Source organism: Zoogloea sp. LCSB751, assembly GCF_002028455.1.
GTDB lineage: Bacteria > Pseudomonadota > Gammaproteobacteria > Burkholderiales > Rhodocyclaceae > Zoogloea.
Map to the genome: position 1 here is coordinate 42339 of NZ_MWUM01000020.1, position 21551 is coordinate 63889.

General features: G+C 63.1%; 18 protein-coding genes and 1 tRNA gene. 11 read left to right on the forward strand and 8 right to left on the reverse strand.

Going from position 1 to position 21551, the window contains the following annotated elements:
* The 3 genes from B4920_RS19050 (at position 1) to B4920_RS19060 (ending at position 4111) form a co-directional block, all read left to right on the forward strand.
* Positions 1-2277: a hydantoinase B/oxoprolinase family protein gene (locus tag B4920_RS19050; RefSeq protein ID WP_079436262.1), complete on the forward strand. Its 2277-nt coding sequence runs from the start codon at positions 1-3 to the stop codon at positions 2275-2277.
* Positions 2274-3137 (forward strand): hypothetical protein, encoded by an 864-nt coding sequence (locus B4920_RS19055; protein WP_079436263.1) that lies wholly within the window; start codon positions 2274-2276, stop codon positions 3135-3137. The genes B4920_RS19050 and B4920_RS19055 overlap by 4 nt, the downstream gene beginning before the upstream one ends.
* A gap of 191 nt (positions 3138-3328) precedes the next feature.
* Positions 3329-4111 carry a ZIP family metal transporter gene (locus B4920_RS19060; RefSeq protein ID WP_079436264.1) on the forward strand — a complete coding sequence of 261 codons (783 nt, stop codon included), beginning with the start codon at positions 3329-3331 and terminating at the stop codon, positions 4109-4111.
* Positions 4112-4162: 51 nt separating this feature from the next.
* On the opposite strand, the gene B4920_RS19065 is transcribed toward B4920_RS19060, so the two are convergent.
* The gene (locus tag B4920_RS19065) at positions 4163-6964 is read right to left on the reverse strand and encodes a TonB-dependent receptor (RefSeq protein ID WP_161493341.1); all 2802 of its coding nucleotides are present in this window, start codon (positions 6962-6964) and stop codon (positions 4163-4165) included.
* Between the two features lie 70 nt (positions 6965-7034).
* Positions 7035-7484, reverse strand: coding sequence for a hypothetical protein (locus tag B4920_RS28920; protein WP_139379562.1), 450 nt, complete (start codon positions 7482-7484; stop codon positions 7035-7037).
* 247 nt (positions 7485-7731) lie between these two features.
* Between B4920_RS28920 and B4920_RS19070 the strand changes: the two genes are divergently transcribed.
* The 5 genes from B4920_RS19070 (at position 7732) to B4920_RS19090 (ending at position 14425) form a co-directional block, all read left to right on the forward strand.
* Entirely contained in the window at positions 7732-8748 is a 1017-nt protein-coding gene (locus B4920_RS19070) for a YCF48-related protein (RefSeq protein ID WP_079436266.1), read from the forward strand.
* A 113-nt stretch (positions 8749-8861) separates the two neighbouring features.
* Positions 8862-11246 (forward strand): RND family transporter, encoded by a 2385-nt coding sequence (locus tag B4920_RS19075; RefSeq protein ID WP_079436267.1) that lies wholly within the window; start codon positions 8862-8864, stop codon positions 11244-11246.
* A 91-nt stretch (positions 11247-11337) separates the two neighbouring features.
* Positions 11338-12885, forward strand: coding sequence for a DUF1302 family protein (locus tag B4920_RS19080; RefSeq protein WP_079436268.1), 1548 nt, complete (start codon positions 11338-11340; stop codon positions 12883-12885).
* A 22-nt stretch (positions 12886-12907) separates the two neighbouring features.
* Complete coding sequence (locus B4920_RS19085; protein ID WP_079436269.1) at positions 12908-14218, forward strand: DUF1329 domain-containing protein; 1311 nt, start codon at positions 12908-12910, stop codon at positions 14216-14218.
* Positions 14219-14348: 130 nt separating this feature from the next.
* Positions 14349-14425 (forward strand) — tRNA-Met (locus B4920_RS19090).
* A gap of 264 nt (positions 14426-14689) precedes the next feature.
* Here B4920_RS19090 and B4920_RS28925 read toward each other — a convergent pair.
* A complete protein-coding gene (locus B4920_RS28925) occupies positions 14690-14875 on the reverse strand; it encodes a hypothetical protein (RefSeq protein WP_139379563.1) in 186 nt (61 codons plus the stop codon).
* 490 nt (positions 14876-15365) lie between these two features.
* Between B4920_RS28925 and B4920_RS19095 the strand changes: the two genes are divergently transcribed.
* The 3 genes from B4920_RS19095 to B4920_RS19105 all read left to right on the forward strand — a co-directional run bounded on the left by B4920_RS19095 (position 15366) and on the right by B4920_RS19105 (position 18397).
* On the forward strand, positions 15366-16793 hold the full coding sequence (locus tag B4920_RS19095) for an MFS transporter (protein ID WP_079436270.1): 1428 nt from the start codon (positions 15366-15368) through the stop codon (positions 16791-16793).
* Between the two features lie 102 nt (positions 16794-16895).
* Positions 16896-17270, forward strand: a complete 375-nt coding sequence (locus B4920_RS19100) for a hypothetical protein (RefSeq protein WP_079436271.1) — start codon at positions 16896-16898, stop codon at positions 17268-17270.
* A gap of 173 nt (positions 17271-17443) precedes the next feature.
* Complete coding sequence (locus B4920_RS19105) at positions 17444-18397, forward strand: sensor domain-containing diguanylate cyclase (protein ID WP_079436272.1); 954 nt, start codon at positions 17444-17446, stop codon at positions 18395-18397.
* A gap of 76 nt (positions 18398-18473) precedes the next feature.
* Here B4920_RS19105 and B4920_RS19110 read toward each other — a convergent pair whose 3' ends face one another.
* From B4920_RS19110 to B4920_RS19130, 5 genes are all read right to left on the reverse strand, one after another.
* Complete coding sequence (locus tag B4920_RS19110; RefSeq protein ID WP_079436273.1) at positions 18474-18662, reverse strand: hypothetical protein; 189 nt, start codon at positions 18660-18662, stop codon at positions 18474-18476.
* 78 nt (positions 18663-18740) lie between these two features.
* A complete protein-coding gene (infA, locus tag B4920_RS19115) occupies positions 18741-18998 on the reverse strand; it encodes a translation initiation factor IF-1 (protein ID WP_079436274.1) in 258 nt (85 codons plus the stop codon).
* A 62-nt stretch (positions 18999-19060) separates the two neighbouring features.
* Entirely contained in the window at positions 19061-19423 is a 363-nt protein-coding gene (locus B4920_RS19120; RefSeq protein ID WP_079436275.1) for a hypothetical protein, read from the reverse strand.
* A gap of 361 nt (positions 19424-19784) precedes the next feature.
* On the reverse strand, positions 19785-19988 hold the full coding sequence (locus tag B4920_RS19125) for a cold-shock protein (protein ID WP_079436276.1): 204 nt from the start codon (positions 19986-19988) through the stop codon (positions 19785-19787).
* A 280-nt stretch (positions 19989-20268) separates the two neighbouring features.
* On the reverse strand, positions 20269-21213 hold the full coding sequence (locus B4920_RS19130; RefSeq protein ID WP_161493342.1) for a sensor domain-containing diguanylate cyclase: 945 nt from the start codon (positions 21211-21213) through the stop codon (positions 20269-20271).
* Positions 21214-21551: the final 338 nt, after the last annotated feature.

Here is a 21551-nt window from a genome sequence, read left to right on the forward strand (position 1 = left end):
ATGAGCGAAATGAATACGCCGGTTGCGGCCAAGGTGCCCAGCCCCGAGGAAGTGGCGCTGATCAAGAAGTTCCTCAACGACACCACCCTGTTCCTGGGCCCCGACCCGGAGATCATGCAGAACCACGACCTGATGCCGCGCAGCGAGGTCGAGGACGAATGCATGCGCAAGGTGGGCGACGCCCACACCATCGCCAAGATCCGCGACCGCATCCAGGCTGGTTGCGACGAAGGCTACGAGATGGTCGAGCAGATGGGCGCCGCCCCCGGCGCCAAGTGGGGCGACGTGATCACCGGGGTGTATTCCGCCTCGGGCGACCTGGCCATCGCCAGTGCCGGCGGGGTGCTGATCTTCTCGGCGCTGGTGCACCACCCGATCAAGTTCATCATCAAGAACTGGGTGAACGACCCGACGGTGGGCGTGAAGGAAGGCGACGGCTTCATCCACAACGACTCCCGCTACGGCAACGTGCACAACACCGACCAGTCGATGATCCTGCCGATCTTCCACGACGGGAAGTTGGTGTGCTGGGTCGCCTCCACTGTGCATGAGGGCGAGAACGGCGCCATCGAGCCGGGCGGCATGCCGTCGATGGCCGAGAGCCCCTGCGACGAAGGCCTCAAGATGTGTCCGTTCAAGGTGGTCGAGAACTACCAGATCAAGCGCGACATTCTGACCTTCCTGCAGAACTCGGTGCGCGAGCCCAAGCTGCAGTACGAGGACATGAAGGTCAAGCTGTTCGCCTGCCTGCGCATCAAGCAGCGCATCGAGGAGACGCTGAACACCGACGGCCCCGAGGCGCTGATCTCGACGCTGCGCACCACCATGGAAAACGTGCGTGCCGAGGTGAAGCGCCGCGTCAGCGAATGGCCCGACATGACCGTGCGGACCTACATCATCCAGGACTCGACGCTGCGCGAGAACTGCGTGGTGAAGATCAACTGCCAGCTCACCAAGACCGGCGACCGGCTGATCTTCGACTTCCGCGGCTCCAGCCCGGAATTCACCAACCGCGCCACCAACACCATCGTGGCCGGCCTCAAGGGCATGCTGGCGCAGGTTTTCCTGTGCTACGTGTGGCCCGATCTGCCGCGCGGCCAGGCGGCCTTCGCGCCGATCGAAGTGATCACCGACCCGCACTCGATCGTCAATTGCTCCTACGACGCGCCGAACTCCCAGAGCCTGATGTCGATCTTCACCGGCTTCACCGCCGGCCAGCACGCGGTCGCCAAGTTCCTGTACAGCTGCCCGGAGAAGTACACCAAGGTCCACGCGCCGACCTTCAACATGATCAACACCTTCATCTGGGGTGGGGTCAGCCAGCACGGCGAGACGCTCGGCAACCTGTGTGCCGACTTGAACGGCATGGGCGCCGGCGCCACCGTGGATCGGGACGGCGAGCACGCGCTGGCGCCGATCTTCGCGACCATGGCAGACATCGGCGAGCAGGAGCTCAACGAGGAGGAAGTGCCCTTCCTGCAGCTCGTCTCCAAGAAGATGACCCGCGACGCCATCGCCCCGGGCAAGTACCGCGGCGGCCAGGGCTACACCATGATGGTGGCCACCAAGGACAGCGAGCAGTGGGGCTTCATGACGGTCTGCCAGGGCGCCAAGTTCCCGCCGCTGCAGGGCCTGTTCGGCGGCTACGCCTGCGGCTCCTACCCGCTGTGCAAGGTCAAGGGCGTGGATGTGTACGACGTGCTGATGAACGAGCCGGAGAAGTTCAAGCACTCCATCGAGGAGATCATGAACGAGCAGCCCTTCGAGGGCGCCAGCTACACCACCCACCACATGGGCATGGGCTTCGAGATCTCCAAGCGCGGCGAGCTGTTCATGATCTCCCAGGGCGCGGGCGCCGGTTACGGCGACCTGCTGGAGCGCGACCCGGCCGGCGTGATCCGCGACATCGAGGAAGGCCTGATGTCCCCGGGCGTCGCCGAGCGGCTCTACAAGGTCAAGTTCGACCCGACGACGCTGGCCATCAACCACGAGGCCACCGCCGCCGCCCGCGACGCCGAGCGCAAGGCGCGGATCGCCCGTGGCGTGCCGTACGCCGAGTTCATCAAGACCTGGAGCAAGCCGACCCCGCCGTCCCACCTGGCCTACTTCGGCTGCTGGGGTGACGACGTGAGCAAGCTCTACATGGGCAGCCCCGACAAGTTCCGCGACGCCGACAGCCCGCGTCCCAACTACATGCCCCATCCGAAGGACGTGCGCATCGCCGAACTGGAAAGCCGTCTCGTCGCCCTGGGCGCCATGGGAGGTGAAAAGCAATGAGCCAGAGCCTCGCCGACAGCCTGCCCGGCAAGGGTGGCAGTGGCCTCAAGGTGTGGTTGAAGGCTTCGGCCTATACCCGCCGGCTGCTGCTGGGGGAAGGGGGCGACCCGTGGCAGGGTGCCGCCCAGTTCCTGGCCTATTTTTCCCAGGCCCAGGGCCTGTTGCGTCCCGACGTGGCCGTGGTGGAAGTCGGCGAGCTCTTCGATGCCTGGCTGGCGCACCACCCCGAGGTGCGCGCCGAGCTGGGGTCGAAGCGGCGCCTGTCCTATCCGCTGCGCAAGCTGCTGGAACAGGACGCGCCGCGTCAGCTCCTGGCCGAAGTGGTGGAGGCGGTGATCGCCAATCTGCGCGGCCAGACCCCGCTGGTGCTGGCCATGCCGTCGCCCAAGCACTGGCTGCTGCATGCCAACCAGCTGGCTGGGCGCAGCGACGTGGAGCTGGACCCGGACGGCATCGAGGACGCCGCGATGTACATGGCGGACCTGTTGCGCGCCGTGTCGGCCAGCCCGGTGGGCGGGGTGCTGCTGGAAGAGCACCCGGATGACGCGACGCTGGGCGAGACGGACCTGGAGCGCTACCGTCCGCTGATCAACGTGGCCCACCACTACCGCTGGTCGCTGGCTTTGCGTCCGCATGGGACGGCGGTGGCCGAATCGCCGGTGCTGGCGGAGTTCGACGCGGTGCTGTCGTCGGCCTTCCAGGCCGCCGTGCCGGTGTCCACCGGCGTGGATGTCAGCAAGCCCCTGTGGGAGGGGGCTGCGCTGCCGGCCCTGGCGGCGGGGCAGTTCTACTTCGTCGAGATCCCTGAGACCCAGCGACCCGAGTTTGTCCTGGAAAGCTTGGCCCGCCTCCGGGCCTAGCCTTGACGGGGGATGGACCGTCCGGCGGCCCATCCCCCGCTTTTTGTTTCTCGCGGATTTTCCTGATCCTCCCCCTTGTAGGGGCGAATTCATTCGCCCTCCATACGGTGATCGATCTCCGCGGGCGAATGAATTCGCCCCCACGGGCCCTCTCCCGCTGTTCCCCATTTAGAAACCCGAAAGCTGCCTGCATGACGCCCTTCACCCTGTGCATGCTGACCTGCCTGGCCGGTGGCCTGTTGTCCGTGGGGGCGGCGGCGATCGTCGCGGTGCACTTCGGCCCGCTGCTGCTGTCCCGCCTGATCAGCTATGCGGTCGGTGCCCTGTTGGGGGCGGCCTTCCTGGAAATCCTGCCCCACGCGCTGGAGGCTTCCGGCGATGCCGGGCAGACCAGCGCGCTGGTGCTGGGGGGCGTGCTGCTGTTCTTCCTGCTTGAAAAACTGGTGTTGTGGCATCACGGGCCCCACGCCATCCATGGGCATGCGGAGGACGGGCATTCCGACGACGGGCATCGGCGCAGCGGCATGCTGGTGATGCTCGGTGACAGTTTCCACAATTTCGTCGATGGCCTGGTGATCGCCGCGGCTTTCGCCGAGAGCGTGCCGCTCGGCCTGATCACTGCGGCGGCCATCATCGCCCACGAGATTCCCCAGGAACTGGGCGATTTCGTCGTGCTGCTGAACGCCGGCTACAGCCGACGCCGGGCGCTGGCCTTCAACCTGTTGTCCAGCCTGGCCATGGCGGCCGGCGCGCTGCTGGCCCATCTGGCCCTGCCGTCCCTGCGCGCTGCGGTGCCGGTGCTCCTCGCGCTGGCCTGCGCCAGCATGCTCTACGTGGCCGCAGCGGGCCTGATGCCCGGACTGCACCGGCGCACCCGCCTCGGTGCCACCGTCGAGCAGAGCGTGCTGATCGCCGCCGGCGTTCTGTCGATTGGCGGCGCCCATTATCTGGTCGAGCAGGCCGGTTTCCTGTGAGCAGGGCGTGGTCGTGGGGGGGCAAACCCCGCGACCACGCCCTGGCTCAGTTCACTGCAGGCGGGTGCTGACGGTGACCCCTATCCAGCGGGGCTGGCTGGGAAAGTAGTTGTTCCAGGTGCCGAGAAAGCCGGAGTTCGTGTTGAACATGTTCTTCACGATGAGGTTCACGTCCACCAGGCGATCCCGACGGCCCAGGCCAACGGCCAGATCGGTCACTCCGAAGGCGTCGACCTCGGAGTAGCGCGACAGGGAAGGATCGTTGTTGAAACTGCTCGTATAGCGATAGTTCACCGTCGAGTGGAATATCTTGTCATCCAGCACGGGACGAACGTAATCGGCGGACAGGTTGAAGGTGTATTTGGCCGAGCCCGGCAGCGTCATGCCGGAGGCGTCGTAATAGGGCGTCGTTGTGCCACCGAGCTCCGCGGGTTTGGCCAGGGTCGGAAACTTCTTGTAGCGCGCGTCGGTGTAGGCACCGGCAAAGCGGATCGTCGTATAGCGCAGTCCCGAATAGCTGACGTCGAGTTCCAGGCCCTTGGTCTGAACCTTGGGTACATTCCCCAGGCCTGCCGTGTAAGCCAGATTGCCGTCATTGTTGAGGACGGTCTGGACCTCGTCATAGAAGTACATGGGTTGAATGTAGTTCTTGATGTCCTGCAGAAATAGCGCAGCACCAACGACCAGATCCTGTTGCGGCAGGCTGGATTTCAATCCCAGCTCGTAGGCATTGCTCTTTTCTGCCTTCACCGGCGCAGACCGTCCCCCGGTAGCGGAGGCCCCCACAATCTGCGAAATGCCGGCTTTTTCCCCGTGTTGCCACGATAGGTAGCCGGTGTGCCGATCGCTGAATTTGTAGCTGGGGCTGATGGTGAATGTGGGCAGCAACTCTTCGAAGGTTTCGGCTTCCGTCTCCCCATAAAGGCTGCCCAGACGGGCGCGACGGATCGCGCGGGCATCTGTGATCTGTTGCTTTTGAGCTGCATTCAGCGCGCTGTAGGAGGCCGCGCCGAAGTACTTGCGGGCCAGCGTGTCGTCCAGCTGCGTCTGAGTGACGCCAGCCGCCGCCAGGCGCACATTGTTGATGCTCAGCGGATTCAGATCCGATCCGTAGCCCTGGTCTTCCACCAGGCGGGTGGAGGTGGTGCGGCGATCCTCCTGCGTCAGGCGCAGGCCGGCGTTGAGCTTGAGCGCTTCGCTGAGGTGCCAGTCGGCGTTTCCGTAGAGGGCGAAGCTGGTGTTGTCGATCTGATCGCGGGTCTTGGTGAACAGGCGGTTGATCGAATCCTGCATCAATACCCGGCCCGTGTTGTCCGCATCCAGACGTGCATATTGCGGAGCGCTGGCGTAGTAGGCCCCGGCATCCGAACCGTGGCGCGCGGTGGTCCAGCGCTCCGGCATCTTGCTGTTGAAGAAGTACAGGCCGGTCTGGTAATCCACCGCGCCGCCCTTGGGAGAGCTCAGGCGCAATTCCTGGCTGATCTGCTGGTATTCGACATGGCCGGTGGACGGTGAGCGGTCGATGTCGAAGACCGAGATCGGGCCGCCGCCCGAGTCGAAATAGAAATCACGATAAGCGCTGATCGAGCTCAGATTGAAGCCGCCGAGGTTCCAGTTCAAGGTGGTCGAGACCCCCTTGGAGCCATAGTTGTTCGGGTTCTGGCTGAGGCGGTTGATCTGATTGGATGTGTAATCGGCGGTCGTGTAGCGTGCTTCGCGGGCGAACCACGGGCGTGACAGCCTGCCGATTGGCTCATTGCGCTGGTCTACGGCGATGAGCTCGCCGCTTGCATTGCGGGAATCGTAATAGGCCGGCGTGGCACGGGGGAAATTGACGTAGTTGTCCGAGAACTCCTTGCTCACGGGCGAAAAGTCGAGGTTCAGCAGGGCCGAGAAATCCGTGGAGGGCGTCAGCAGAAACTGCGCGCGGGCGTAGGTGCGGTCCGTATTCTTGTAGCTGTAGTTGGGGTCGTTGAGGTTCTTGTACAGGCCGTCGGCCTGCTCGCGGGAGAAACTCCCGCGCCAGGCCAGCAGTCCGTCGATGAGGGGGCCGCCGACCGTGGCCTTGGTGCTTAGCGTATTGAGCTGGCCATAGGTGATCGAGGCGCTGGCTTCAGGCGTAAAGCTCGGCACATTGTTCCTGATGACGATCTCGCCCATGCTCGCATTCTTGCCCCCCAGGGTGCCTTGAGGGCCGCGGGCCACGCTGACCGTATCCACGTCGATATGGTTGAACGCGGAGCCCAGGCCGCTGATGCCGTAACTTACCCCATCGACGGTCACGCCCACGCTGGGGTCCAGAGGCCCTGCGCCACTGGCCCAGCCGACGCCGCGAATCATCAGGCTGCCGGCCTGAGGGTTGGTGTAAGTGGCGCCGACATTGCCGATCCGCGTGAGGATGTTGCGGAAGCTGTTGGTCTCGAGTCTGCTGAGTTCCTCTCCCGAGACGACGGAGATGGACTTCGGTGTTTCCTTGAGCGTGGCCAGTGGTGTCTTGCGGCGCGAGGAAACGACGACGTTCTCCAGCGGCTGGCCGGAGGTTTCGGCTGCTTCCGGGCTGTTCCGGCCACCTGGCGGGGGGACTGTCACGCTCTGCGCTGTCGGTGGCGGATTGGCCGGCTGTTGCTCCTTCTCGTTGAGCCGTTTCTTCAGGGCTTCGATCTCCGCGCGCAATTGAGCGTTTTCGGCCTGCAGGGCGGTCGGCGACGCCTGGGAGTCTGCGGCGAGGGCCAGCGGGGCGTTCAGTGCGGACAGGCTGGTCAGAATCCCGAGTGTCAGCGGGGAGAGTGCCCGATAGCTCGCTGGTGTCCGGTTCCTGGCCTGGTGTGGCGAGTTTGAAACGTGTGCTGCCATGAAGTCCCCTTCGTCTTTGGATACATGAGAAATGGGAGGGGGCTTTGCACGGGGCATGCCAAAGAGGGGTTCATTCATGATTTTGGCTTGATCTTGTTGAGGGGAAAGATAAGTCGGGTTCCGTACTGCAATCGGGGGTTTGTTTATTGTTTTTGGTGTTTTTGTGGCACCTCGTTTGTCCGTTCTTAAGAACTGAAATGGATAAGTGGTGCGTGCCTGCCGGATTGTGGCGATAAAGAAGCAGTGTCTGGTCACTGTGCATTGTTCTCAACAGCGTTATGGCAATTGATTCGCTCGGCTCGACTGGCTTGAATTCCGGGGGGCGGTGTGAATCGGCCAGCGTCGTCTGGAAATAAAACCCGTCGTCGCCGATTCGTCCGACAGTCGTTCGATTGGCCGAAGCATTCTCGGACGCTGTCAATCGCTTTGCTGCTACGCCGCAAGTCCGATGGCGGGGTGTCGTATTTCTTAAGATTTTGATTTTTATGGATTGTTTGTTGTTGGCTCGATTGGCACTCAAGTTGCTATTTCTCCGTCAAGGAGGCGTTCGAGCGTTTGGCGCATATCGGCCGGCGGGCGGACGGATATAAGACGGTGCTTGCATTGAGCAGCAAGAGTCTATTGAGACAAATATAAGCGCGCCCCTGGCAGGAAGCGGGCGTCCTCCGAATCGAAATCCACAAATCCAATAAATGGGAATGGAGAAGCCATGGAGACACATCTTTCCTGTCGTCCGGCCTGCGGGCAATCAGCATTGGGGGGCGGACATGCTTAAGGCGATCAATAAACTCGGCAAAGGCGCACGGGCGATCACCTCGGTGGGAACCTCGTCGCTGCCGGTGGCGATCATCGGCGGGTTGCTTTACGCGGCCTTTTTCGTGAAGGCCGAACCGAGCGCGGGTGAATTGAAGGCCCGCCCGCTGGAGCGTCGCGATGCCTTCTACGGGGTGGTGGCCCCCGGCGGGGCGACCCTGTGGGCGGCCGGTTCCAACGGCAAGATCGTGCGCAGCGAGGACGGCGGCCAGACCTGGGGCGTGCAGGACAGCCCGGTGGCGACCCACCTGCAGTCGATCTCCGCGTGGGATGCGCAGCGTGCGGTGGCGGTCGGCAACCGCGGCCTGGTGGTGGTGACGGAGGACGGCGGCAAGACCTGGAAGGAGGTCAAGGTGCCCCACTCGGAAGTCGCCAACAAGCTGCTGCAGGTGCACACCTATGCCGACGGTGTGGCGTGGGCGGTCGGCGAGCTGGGGGCGGTGCTGAAGAGCGCCGATTACGGCGCCACCTGGACCCGCGCGCTGGACGAGAAGGACCAGGCCTGGAACGACATCGCCTTCGTCGGCCAGGCGGGCTGGCTGGTCGGCGAGTTCGGCCAGATCCTGCGCAGCACCGATGGCGGGCAAAGCTGGGCGGCGGTGCCGAGCCCGGTCAAGACCAGCCTGATGTCGGTGAGCTTCCGCGACGCCTTGCACGGTGTGGCGGTGGGGCTGGCCGGCACGGTACTGGTCACGAGCGACGGCGGTGCGAGCTGGAAGGATGTGCCGCCGCCGACCCGCGAGCACCTCAACTGCGTGATCTGGGACGGCGCCGGCTGGGTTGCCGTCGGCGACAAGGGTATCCGCGTGAGTGCCGGCCCCGAGGCCGACACCTGGAAGGCCAGCCGCATCTCCGACCAGGATCTGTCCTGGCACACCCAGATCGTCAAGACCGCCGACGACTACGTGCTGGCCGGCGCCAACCTGGCGCTGCTGCACCAGGACGGGCTGCGCATCCTCGGCCGCGACTGACAGGTGCCCCCACGGCCGGGCTTTGCCCAGCCTGCCCCCCGAGGGGGACAAGAAAACTTGGGGTGGCCCGGCGTTTTCTTGAGTGCCCTCCAATTTCAGACAAGGAAACAGGAATGAAAAACGCGACGTTCAGGGCGCTGGCGCGCCTGATCGATCTGGTCCTGCAGTACCGGGTGATGGTGGTGTCGGCCATCGTCGGCTTCACTTGCGTGATGGGTTATCTGGCCGCGCAGATCGAGGTGAAGACGGTCTTCAGCGACCTGCTGCCCCGCAACCATCCCTACGTGGAGGTGAACAACCGCTTCAAGCAGACCTTCGGCGGCTCCAACATGGTCAGCATCATGCTGGAGGTGGAGCAGGGTGATGTGTTCAACATGACGGTGCTGAAGAAGGTTCAGCAGATCACCCAGGCGCTGCAGAAAGTGGAGGGCGTCGATACCTACCAGATCGCCTCCCTCGCTTCGAAGAAGATGAAGGAGGTCCGCGCCTCCACCGAGGGCATCGAGTCGCGGCCGCTGATGTGGCCCGGCCTGCCGAAGGACGCCGGGGAGATCGCCACGCTGCGCGAGGCGGTGCTCAACAACCCGCTGGTGTACGGGCCCTACGTGTCCATCGACATGCGCGCCACGCTAATCACTGCCGATTTCATCGACGGCGCGGTGGACTACGTGAAGGCCTACAAGCAGATCGAGGAGATCGCCGACGCGGCGCGCGGCGACGGGGTGCTGGTGCGGGTGGTCGGCGAGCCGATCTTGTACGGCCTCGTCAATCACTACCTGGGCGAGACGCTGCAGATCTTCATGGTCACGGTCGGCGCGCTGGTGGTGCTACTGCTGCTCATCACGCGCACCTGGCACGGCACCCTGCTGCCGCTGATCACCGGCCTGGTCAGCGCGATCTGGGCCCTGGGGGCGGCCAAGCTGATGCACTTCCACCTGGATCCGCTGGTCATCGTGGTGGCCTTCCTGATCACCGCCCAGGCCATCTCCAACTCGGTGCAGCTGGTGTCGCGCTTCGACGATGAAGTCGCGGCCGGTGCCACCTCGGCGGGTGCGGCAGCGCGGGCGGCGCTGCTCAACCTGTTCAAGCCCGGCATGCTGGCCATCGTCGCCGACGCCGGCTGCGTGCTGGTGGTGGCGCTGACGCCGATCCCGATGCTGGAGAAGATCTCCTACATCGGCACGGTGTGGATCCTGTCGATCATGCTCAGCGCGATGGTGCTGACGCCGGTGCTGCTGTCCTGGTGCGGCGTGCGCAAGCGCTACGCCCATCCGGTCAACGTCTATCCGCTGCTGCAGAGGATCCTCGGCCTGTGCGCGGCCGTGGTGACCTCGAAGCTGCGTTTCGCGGTGGTGATCGGCGCGACAGTGGCCTTCGCGGTGTCCGGCCTGTACGCCTTCAAGCTGAAGGTCGGCGATGCCAATCCGGGCTCGCCGATCCTGTGGCCGGATTCCACCTACAACAAGGATGCGACGGCGATCAACCAGAAATTCCAGGGTTCCGACCGCATGTTCGTGGTGGTGCAGGGCAAGAAGGAGGGCGCGCTGAAGGAGCCGAGTGTGCTGGAAGGTATGGAGCGCTTCCAGAAATACATGGAGGCCCAGCCCGAGGTCGGCGGCAGCATCTCGCTGGCCGACATCCTGCCGGCGGTGAAGCGGGTGGTGCGCGAGGGCAATGCCCGCTACCAGGAGCTCGGCGGCAGCGCCGACGAGAACGGCGAGCTGGTGTACATGTTCGTCTCCGGTGCCGACCCCGGCGACATGGACCGCTTTGCCGACCCGCAGGCCAAGAACGGCGCGGTGACCCTGTTCTTCCGCGACCACCAGGGCGAGACGATCCGCACGGCGATTGCCCGCGTGAAGGAATATGTGGCGGCCCACAAGCTGGAGGATGCGGAGTTCCTGCTCGCCGGCGGCCTGGTCGGGGTGCTGGCGGCGGTCAATGAGGTGATCCTCGCCGGGCAGATCGAATCCATCGCTTTTGCCCTGCTGGTGCTGGTGGCGTGCTGCATGTTCACCTATCGCTCCACGGTGGCCGGCATGTTCTTCATGGTGCCGGTGCTGCTGTCCAACACGCTGACCTTCAGCTACATGGCCTGGAAGGGCATCGGCATGAACATCAACACCCTGCCGGTGGTGGCGCTGGGCATCGGCCTCGGCGTCGATTACAGCTTCTACATCGTCGATGGCATCCGCGAGGAATTGCACCACCACAAGGATGTGGGCCGCGCCATCGTCAAATCCATCTCCACCTCCGGCAAGGGCGTGCTGATCACCGCGCTGACCCTGGTCACCAGCGTCGTGCTGTGGAGTTTCTCGTCCCTGCGCCTGCAGGCCGACATGGGCGTGCTGATCGCCATCTGGCTGTTCATCTCGGCGGCCTCGGCGCTGTTCCTGATGCCGGCGATGGTCTATGTCTTCCGGCCGGAGTTCATCGTCGGCTCCAAGCGCCATCCCATCGAGCAGGCCGTCGCGGCCGAGCCGATCCAGGCCACCTGATTTTCCTGTCGTACCCGTCTCCATCCCCCGGCGCAGCCGCGCCAGGGGGCGGGGCAAGTCTTGTCCACAACAACAGAAGCGGAGGTGACACATGAAGGCAAACAGAAGGCTGGCGCTCGCCGTCAGCGCGGCCCTCGGCCTGAGCGCGGCGTATCTGCCGGCCCATGCCGAGGACGCGGCGGCCGATCAGGACGGCAACTATTTCCATATCGGCGGCTATGTGCGCGGCTGGGCGGCGTTCAACCTGCAGGACATCCCCGAAACCCGGGGCAACGACAAGGGCAAGCTGTCGATGCTGCGTGGCTCGATATTGCTCGATGCGGATGCCGCCACCGGGCCGATCAAGTGGAAGGCCGTGGCCCGCGTGGACCGGGAGGCGATGACGCCCTACCTGCGCGACCTGGAGGATCTGCGCAAGATCACCGGGACCACCGGTGGCGACCATTCGAGCATCCTCGACAATTACAACACCGGCGACCTGCGCGAGTTCTGGGGCGAGTTCAAGGCCGGTGACCGGGCCACCTTCCGCATCGGCAAGCAGCAGATCGTGTGGGGCGAGTCGGACTTCTTCCACGCGATGGATGTGGTCCATGGCTACGACCTGAGCTGGCGCCTGTTCTTCGAAGGGGAGAACGAGGAGTGGCGCAAGCCCCTGTGGCTGGCGAGCGTGAAGCTCGACGTGCCGGAGGCTGCCGGCCAGATCCACGCCTATGTGCGGCCGGGCCTGGATCGCTGCAAGGACATCGGCAACACCTACGATATCCGCGGCGGACGCTGGTTCTTCCAGCCCTACCGGGGCTTCGACCTGTCGGCGGTGACCACCAACGACTGCAAGCACCCGGAAGGCAACAAGGATGACTGGACTGGCGGCATCCGCTGGTCGGGCGAGGCGGGTTCCCTCAACTACTCGCTGGCCTACGTGAAGACCTTTGCCGCCGACCCGGTGGCCAACTCGGTGTATGCGCCGTGGAAGAAAGTGGCGGCCGGCCCGCTGTTCGATCTGATCCATCCCAAGATCGACGTCTTCGGCGCCACCGTCAGCGGCTATTCCGCCACCTTCGACACCGTCTTCAGCGCAGAAATCGCCTACACCAAGGACCAGCCTTATAACGTCGGGACCGGCGGGCTCACCAATCCGACCCTCGGCGCGGCGGCCGGCCTCGGCTTTGGCGGCATCAAGCTGAAGGACACGGTGACGACGATGCTGCGGGCCGACAAGAACCTGCACTTCGAGGATCTGCTCGGCACCAACCGGCCGTCCTTCTCGTCGGTGCAGATCTTCGATACCTGGATCCGCGACCACAAGTCCTCGGAAGATCTGGTCCGTCTGTTTGCCTATGGCGCGCCGCTCACCGAGCACAACACCATCCTGACGGCGTTCACGGTGCTCAACTACAAGGGCGACACCATCAACCCGGGCATCGCGGTCGGTGTGGACGTCAGTCACGGCGGCGGCTTCGTGATTCCCAGCATCGATCTGGTCCTCGGCGACAAATGGCGTGCCAAGGCCGAGGCCGACATCTTCTGGACGTCCGGCCACACCAGCAAGGCCTTGTTCGACCCCAATCCCGGCGTACAGCTGTTCGGCTACTTCGCCAACAACAGCCAGCTCACCTTCCGTTTGACCCGTCAGTTCTAAGTTCCACAGAGGAGACAAAACGATGAACGCAACAACAAAAGTGAATCCGGCCCGCCGCAAGTTCGCCTGTCAGGCCCTGGCCATCGGCCTCGGCGCCAGCTTCGTCGGCCTTGCCCAGGCCGGCGAGCTGCAGGCTGGCTTCGTCATCACCAAGGACAATTACGACAAGATCAAGAACGACACCTTCGAAGGCAAGACCATCGCCAGCATGGTGCCGGACAAGCTCGAAACGATGATCAAGAAGCATGGCCTGACCATCAAGCTGGCCAACTCGAAGAAGATCGAGATGGACCCGAAGTACGTCAGCGCCACCAAGGACAACGTGAAGAACGTCAAGTTCGACCCGGCCACCCGCACCATGAGCGGCTGGAAGTCGGGCATGCCCTTCCCGCCGGAAACCATCAAGCTCGACGATCCGACCGCTGGCGACAAGGTGATCTGGAACCTGCGTGCCGCCACCTACGGCGCAACGATGGACCTGCGCGACATCTCTTTCGTGTTCATCAGCGGCGCCACCGGCGTCGAGCGCGTGCAGCGCTGGCAGTCCCGCCGCTACTACATGGAAGGCCGCCTGGACGGCGGACCGGTGAGCGAGGGCGATGGCAGCATCGCCCAGAAGACCTACCTGTTCGCCACCAGCCCGCAGGACATCCGCGGCCTCGGTACCTTCTCGATCCGCTACAACGACCCGACCTCCGCTAAGCCCGACGACACCTGGGCCTACCTGAAGTCAGTGCGGCGTACCCGTCGCCTGTCCGGCGGGGCGTGGATGGACCCGATCGGCGGCACTGACCAACTCTACGACGACTGGGACATCTGGGATGCCTTCCCGACCAAGTACCGCGCCAACAAGCTGGTCGACAAGCGCTGGGTGCTGGCCGTCGCCCACAGCCCGCTGGTCAGCGTGGACGCCAAGAAGCGCGACACGCCGGAGGAGTTTCCGTCCGTCGGTCTGACCGAGGCACCGTACTACTTCCCGGCCAAGCACATCGAGTGGGAGCCCCGTGAGGTGTACGTGGTGGAAGGCACACCGCCGCCGGAGCATCCCTACAGCAAGAAGGTGGTCTACATGGAGGTGAACTTCCCGCGCCCCTATCTGGGCGAGATGTATGACCAGAAGGGCGAGTTCTGGAAGTTCATGATCTTCCAGAATCGCCCGGACATTGGCGACGACGGCTACAAGGCGGTGATGCCGGTGGTTGGCCACGTCATCGACGTGAAGCGCAACCACTCCACAACCTGGTCTTCCAACATGAAGGCCAACCCGAAGGGCGTGAAGGAGAACGACGTCTCCCTCAGCAAGCTCGAGGAAGTGGCGACCGGCGGCAAGTAAGCCGCGAAAGTCCCCGGATCGCCCCCGCGGAATCGGCCCAACTGGCCGCTTCGCGGGGGCGTTTTTTTGCGCACCGCAAAATAAAATTTGACGTACCGCGATAACTTGTCTATTATTCGCCCTCTCCAGACGCGGGGTGGAGCAGTCTGGCAGCTCGTCGGGCTCATAACCCGAAGGTCGCAGGTTCAAATCCTGCCCCCGCAACCAGTTTCAAGCGTCAAGGCCCAATCACTCAGGTGGTTGGGCCTTTTTGCTTTGCAGGGAAGAAAACGCGGGGGTGTCCGCATTGGGCGCAAAACGTGCCCGCCTCGTGCCCATGCAAAATCCATCCGTTTGCGCAGGATGTGGCGCGTGATGCGGGCGCCACCTGACGTACGCCGGACAAGTGATCCTTCCTCCAGCCCCCGGAGTGCAGCCGGCGTTCCCCCGCTGCGTAGTCACAAGAGGGGCAGCCCGGCCCCTCAGCTGCGCTTACACGCGTACAGGGTCATCGGGTTCGAAATCATCCGGAGTTTTTCCATCGGCAAGCCAGGTCACCATGACGGCCTGGGTGGCCGAGGATTTCACAAAGAACTCCTGGCTCAGCGCGTCGTAGAAGCGAGTGCCGACCTCAATGTCCGCAAATTTCATTCGTTCGGTGGGGAGAGGCTGGTTCATCGCGACAAGTCCAAAAGCTAAGTATCCGGCAACGCGCCGACGAGGCGTCTTACTTACCGCAGAATCAAAGGGGCCGCATCATACCGGTGAATTTCGCGCGCGGAAACAGCAACGGACTCTTGGGATCTTGGCCTTAGGGGGCACACGGTGTGTAGTGACGGGCTCTGCACAAGGTCCGGATGGCTGCAGTCGGGCAGGTCGAATGGGTGCGGCAGGCCCTGGCTGCCAGCCGTCGGATGCTGGAGTGGGTCGGCTGAGGCTTATTGCATTGCAGCACTGCAAGGCCGGTGCAAGGAGAGGAGGAGGCCTTGCCAAGCCTTCACAACGTGCGCGATTGTCGAACAACCTGTGGCGCTAATCGCGCATAGCACGTATTCGAGCAGTTAATTCGGGCATCGCTATCGTTAATCTAGCCCCACTTCTGAAGCCACCGCGGTGGCACTTTTTCAGTTCCGAATTGCTTCAACACACAAAAAAATCGGAGACAACCATGCGTAGTCCTGTCGAACACAAGCAACATGGGACCCAGCAGACCAAGAAGGCCACCGCCAGTGGCTGGATCGGTTCCGTGCTGGAGTATTACGACTTCTTCATCTATGCGACCGCCGCGTCGCTGATCTTCCCGCAGGTCTTCTTCCCCCAGGGCGATCCCCAGATCGCCATCGTCGCCTCCCTCGCCACCTACGGCGTCGGCTACGTGGCCCGTCCCATCGGCGCTTTCGTCCTCGGCCACTGGGGCGACACCCACGGCCGCAAGCAGGTGCTGCTGATCTGCATGTTCCTGATGGGTATCTCCACCATGGCCGTCGGCCTGCTACCGACCTATGACCAGGTTGGCCTGCTGGCCCCCACGCTGCTGGTGCTCCTGCGCCTGGTCCAGGGCTTCGCGGTGGCCGGTGAGATCTCCGGCGCCAGCTCGATGATCCTCGAACACGCGCCCTTCGGCCGTCGCGGCTTCTACGCCAGCTTCACGCTGCAAGGCGTGCAGGCCGGCCAGATCCTCGCCGCCGCCGTGTTCCTGCCGCTGGCCTACTTCATGCCGACCGAAGCCTTCAACAGCTGGGGCTGGCGCATTCCCTTCCTGATGAGCTTCGTCGTCATCATCGCCGGCTACATCATCCGCCGCGAAGTGGACGAGACCCCGGCCTTCGCCCAGGAAACCAAGAAGGGCGAGATTCCGAAGGCGCCGGTCATCCAGGCCATCCGCGAGAACTGGCGCGACATGCTGCGCGTGATGTGCGCCTCCCTGATGAACGTCATCCCGGTTGTCGCCACCATCTTCGGTGCCGCTTACGCGGTGCAGCCCGGCTACGGCATCGGCTTCAGCAAGGACGTCTATCTGTGGATCCCGGTGCTCGGCAACTGCCTGGCCGTGCTGGTCATCCCCATCGTCGGCAACCTGTCCGACAAGATCGGCCGCCGTCCGCTGATCATCGGCGGCTCCCTCGGCGCCGGCCTCCTGTCCTTCGGCTACCTGTACGCCATCAGCATTCACAGCGTGCCGCTCGCCATCGTCATGTCGCTGCTGATGTGGGGCCTAGTCTATCAAGGCTACAACGCGATCTTCCCGAGCTTCTACCCGGAAATGTTCCCGACCCGCACCCGCGTCTCGGCGATGGCCATCTCCCAGAACCTCGGCACCATGGTTACCGCCATGCTGCCCGCCGTGTTCGCCACAGTGGCGCCCCCGGGCTCCAGCAACATCCCGGTGACCGTCGGCTCCATCACCCTCGGTGTCACCGTCATCGCCGCCATTGCCGTGTGGACTGCCCGCGAAACCTCCCGGGTGCGCATGCACGACCTGGGCAACCGCGACGCCAGCCCGGTGCCGCACGACGAGTACAACGCGCTGCGCGAGAAGGCCTTCGCCGAAGCCCGCAAGACCTCCTGGCTTTCCGCGTTCTCCATGAAGCACTGAGCCGCGCGCGAATCACCCAGGCAAGGCCGAAAAACGGCCACCGGACACGGTTCCGGTGGCCGTTTTCAATTGGGCCGCAAGACAGCAGGAAGGAACCCAACCATGAAACTATCCCGACGCCTCGGCCTCATCGTCGGCAGTGCGATCCTGGGGCTGATCGTGGTGGCCGGCGTGGCGCTGATCACACTGCGCGCCACCATGCTCGACGAACTGCGCACCGTGCTGATCCTCGCCGCCGCTGCGTCCCTGCGCGAAATCAGCGCCGGCGCCGAAGCCACCGTCGCCAAGGTGCGCGACGTGGCCAGTGCCACCGCCGAACAAAGCCAGGCCGGCACCTGCGTCGCCCAGCACGTCGAACGCATCGCCCGCATGGCCGAAGAATCCGCCGCATCGGTACGGGCGGCGGACGAAGACGTGAAGCGGCTGGAAACCCTGGCCAGCGAGCTGCGCGAATCGGTGGCGCGGTTCAGGTTGTAAGGTGCCAGGGCACCCATCCGTGCCAAGCGCTCTCAAGCGCTTTATGACACTTTCCCTAGAGTGTGCACAAGTACCTCACTCCCGCCCCGAGCCGTCGTTCCGTGCAAAATTTCCGCGCTAATCTCTCCGGCCGGCCGTGGCTGGCCGGAGAGACCCCCGCACGAGACAAGACGATGACAGACGCACAGACTTTCAATGGTATCGACAGGCTGGAACGCAGCGACGACTGGGGCGTGTACAAGACCCTGCTCGAATCGACCAAGGCGATTCCGTGGAAGATCGACTGGCAGACCAAGCAGTTCGACTACATCGGCCCGCAGATCGAGCGCCTGCTCGGCTGGCCGCGGGACAGCTGGCTGGGGGCGATGGACTGGATCGAGCGCATCCATGAGGAAGACCGGGAGCGCACCGCCAACTTCTGCATCCGCCAGTCGGAGCAGGGCGTCGATCACGAGGCCGACTACCGCGCCCTGAAGGCCGACGGCAGCTACGTGTGGATACGCGACGTGGTGCATGTGATCCGCGACGGGAACGGTGTCACCACCGACCTGATCGGCTTCATGTTCGACATCACCGAACGCAAGGAGATGGAAGACAAGGTTCTCCAGCTCAACCGCAAGCTCGAAGCCCTGGCCAAGCAGGACGAACTGACCGGCATCGCCAATCGCCGCCTGTTCGAACAGACGATGGTGGCCGAATGGGCGCGCGCCCGGCGCAGTGGGCAACAGCTGTCGCTGCTGATGTTCGATGTGGATTATTTCAAGAACTACAACGACCACTATGGGCACGTGAGGGGCGACGACTGCCTGCAGCGCATCACCGAGGCGATCAGCGCCATGCCCGTGCGTTCGAGCGATCTGTTCGCCCGTTACGGCGGCGAGGAGTTCGCCCTGGTCCTGCCCGAAACCCCGGCCGACGCCGCCTTGCAGATCGCCGAAAAGTGCCGCCAGCTCATCGCCGACCTGCAACTCCCCCACGCCATGTCCCCCAACGGAAGCGTCACCATCAGCGTTGGCCTGTGCACCATGGTGCCGGACGTTACCGGGGACCACGTCGCCATGATCGAGCGCGCCGACGAAAAACTCTACCGGGCCAAGCGCAACGGGCGGAACTGCGTGTGCGCGTGAGGGCAGCTTGAACGCAAAACGTCTGGCGCTCCCGATGGAATTGCCAGACGCTAGGGACTACGACGACGCCGTATTGTTAATTCAATGCGGTCCCGTAATCCTGACCGTTCACGCCCTGCGACACACCCTCTTCCGGCACGTCCGTCTGCGGAGCGTTGGCGTTAGCCGCTTTGTTCGCAAGCTTCTCGCGACGCTTCTCTTCCTGCTTCTGCTTCTTGGCCAGATCTCGCTGGCGTTTCTCGAACTGGTAGTTTGGCTTAGCCATGATGGCTCCTCCTGAGGGCCCACTGGGCTGAATGGACAACGAGGTTCCGTGCGGAAAGACGGGCGTGTCCGATACGTTTTAACGGCGTTGTGCGCGCGGAGCGTGTGGCGTGCGGCCTTCGATGTGGCGGAAGGTGATCCGGCCCTTGCTCAGATCGTAAGGGGACATTTCGAGGGAAACCTTGTCCCCGGCCAGCACGCGGATATGGTTTTTGCGCATCTTGCCGCCGCTGTAGGCTACCAGCATGTGTCCGTTGTCGAGGGTGACGCGAAAGCGCGAATCCGGCAGCACTTCCATCACAACACCTTGCATTTCAAGCAGGTCTTCCTTGGCCATAAGTCGTTTCTCCAGGGGTAAATGTGGTCAAGCCCGAAAGAAACGGGGCTCAGGGGTAATGCTTATTCGGTCGGCGCAAAGCCGTAGTAAGAACCGTAGGGCGACGGGTCAGGTGCGTAGGCTGCAACCTTGATCGCGTCCGCCAGCGTGACCTGGTCGGTGAGGCCATCGACCCCGCCCACCTCGCTGAGCCATCGCTCTTCGACCTCTTTGTCGCTCAAACCATGCAGATCGAGGTTCTTGTCGAATCGCTCCGAGCGGTATTCGAAAGCCGTATCGTGGGCAATGAACAAGGTATGCGGGCAGGCGGTAATGAGGGTCTCGTCCACCGGATCTGCACCCATCACCCGCGTGCCGCAAAACGGGCAATGGACCGGGGTGTAGTAGAAAGTCTTCAGCTCGGTTCGCTGAATGGCATTGGTCATGCTGTACTCCATGTCGTTGAAACGGCGTGCTTTGAATGCAGCGCGCTCGCCGTTTGAGTCTCATCGCAGGGGGCTGGATAGCGATGAAGGTCGGCATGAGACAGACCGGCCAATTCGCGACGACCCGATTGAGGCATCGGGCACAACCAGGCATTTTCGCAGGGCAGGGCGGCAATGCTCGCAATGGAGCAGGGCGCTTGAGCCTTGGCGCTGTATTGCGCTGAAGTGATTGATTCTTTTGCAGAGGCTGCATGGAAATCAGAACGATCCGGTTCCATGCCTGTGCCGACAATCAAGTCGGCACAAGAGCTTGCAAGCGGCTGAGAGGATTCAGCCGCCTTTGAGACAGACGCCAGGAAAATCAGGCGATCTGGATGTTGCTAGCCTGCTTACCCTTCGGGCCGTTCGTCACGTCGAAACTGACGCGCTGGCCTTCGGTCAGGCTCTTGAAGCCCGCGGATTGAATCGCGGAAAAGTGGGCGAAGAGATCTTCACCGCCTTCGTCGGGCGTAATGAAACCAAAACCTTTGGAGTCGTTAAACCACTTAACAGTACCTGCTGCCATATCTTGAATCTCCGAAAAATGACGGGGCATAGCCCCTGGGGGGGGCGAGATCATGAAAGCGAGGTAAAAATGGGGGAATGCTGCCGCAGGACTGCGGATACTAGACCAACAAAATCACGACACAACTAGAAATCGCTGCGTTTCACGATACGCACTATCGGGAGACATAGCAAACTAAATCTGAAAATAACATCATCCCTGGTGTCCTTCCCATGTCTCTTCCGTCCCCCCTTCGCCGCGCCCAGCCTGCCGATGCGCTGCGGCCACGATCGAGCGGGCTCTACGCGCCAATAACGCGATCCCGCCCGAGGCGCTTGGCCTCATAGGCCGCTTGATCGGCCCGCCGGACGAACGTCTCCGCCGTGTCATCCGCTTTCAACTGGGTAACGCCAACGCTGAGCGTACTGCCATGGGTTGCTGCTCCGGCTCCGTTGCCTTTGAATTGCCGCCATTCCTCAACCAGTCGCGTGGCGGCGGTGTGCGCTGCGGCCGTACTGGTCTCCGGCAGGATGACGGCAAACTCATCACCGCCAAAACGAAACAGATGGTCGGCCTCGCGCTGCCATTGGCGCAGATGCTCGGCAATCAGCCGCAGGACGCGGTCGCCTTCCTGATGCCCGTGGGTATCGTTGATCTGCTTGAAGTAATCGATGTCAAAGACCATCAGCGACAGCGGATGGGCATAGCGCGCGGCCCGCGAGATCTCATGGTCGAGCACCTCATGAAACCGGCGCGAATTGTAGAGTTGCGTCAGATCGTCGACCCAGCTGAGCGCCTTGAAGCGCTCATTGCTCAAGTGCAGGGCCGCCTCGGCCTGCCGGCGCGCCGTCACATCCTGCAAGGTTTCAATCGCGCCGATGGGCGTGCCATGTGCGTCGCAGATGCGGGCGGCCGTGAAATACAGCCAGCGCCCCTCTTTGCCAAAGTGGGGAAAGAAGTCCTCGGCCTCATAGGTGCCGGGGACTGTTGAAGAAGGCCGGAACTTGCCGTGGTAGAGCGCATCGACCTGATTGTTCGCAGCACCATCAAGGACCAGATCGGCCATGACCATTCGGTCGCAGGCGTAGAACGCCTTTCCTTGATCCTTGGTGCCTACGATGGCCCGCGCAGACACGCCGGTTAGAACCTCACACGCCATATTCCAATGAATCACGCGGTGTTCGCTATTGATCAGGAAGCAGGCAACGGGAAACGCGTTCAGCACCGACACCAGGATCTGCAGCAATTCCTCGCTGCTGTGTTCGCTGTCGAAGCGTTCCGTTAGAAGAGAATGCAAAAGCATAGGGCGAACATGAAGTTAGTACAGCGAATGCCTGCGTGTTGGCGCGATTTTACCGTGCGGGGCGCGCTTTCAGAATTTCCAGTGATCGATTGACGTGATTGAATCCCCACGTGCAGGAGAATCGACGCGAATGCCCTGGCCACGACCTGTCGGCATCCCTTTGCACGACTGCTGCAGGATTTTCATTTGGCCGGCGCGGCCAGCCGGAAACATCCTTCTCTATTCGAGAACCAATGCATCTGTAATTCTCGCCCCCCGCCCTCCGCAAAATTCATATCATC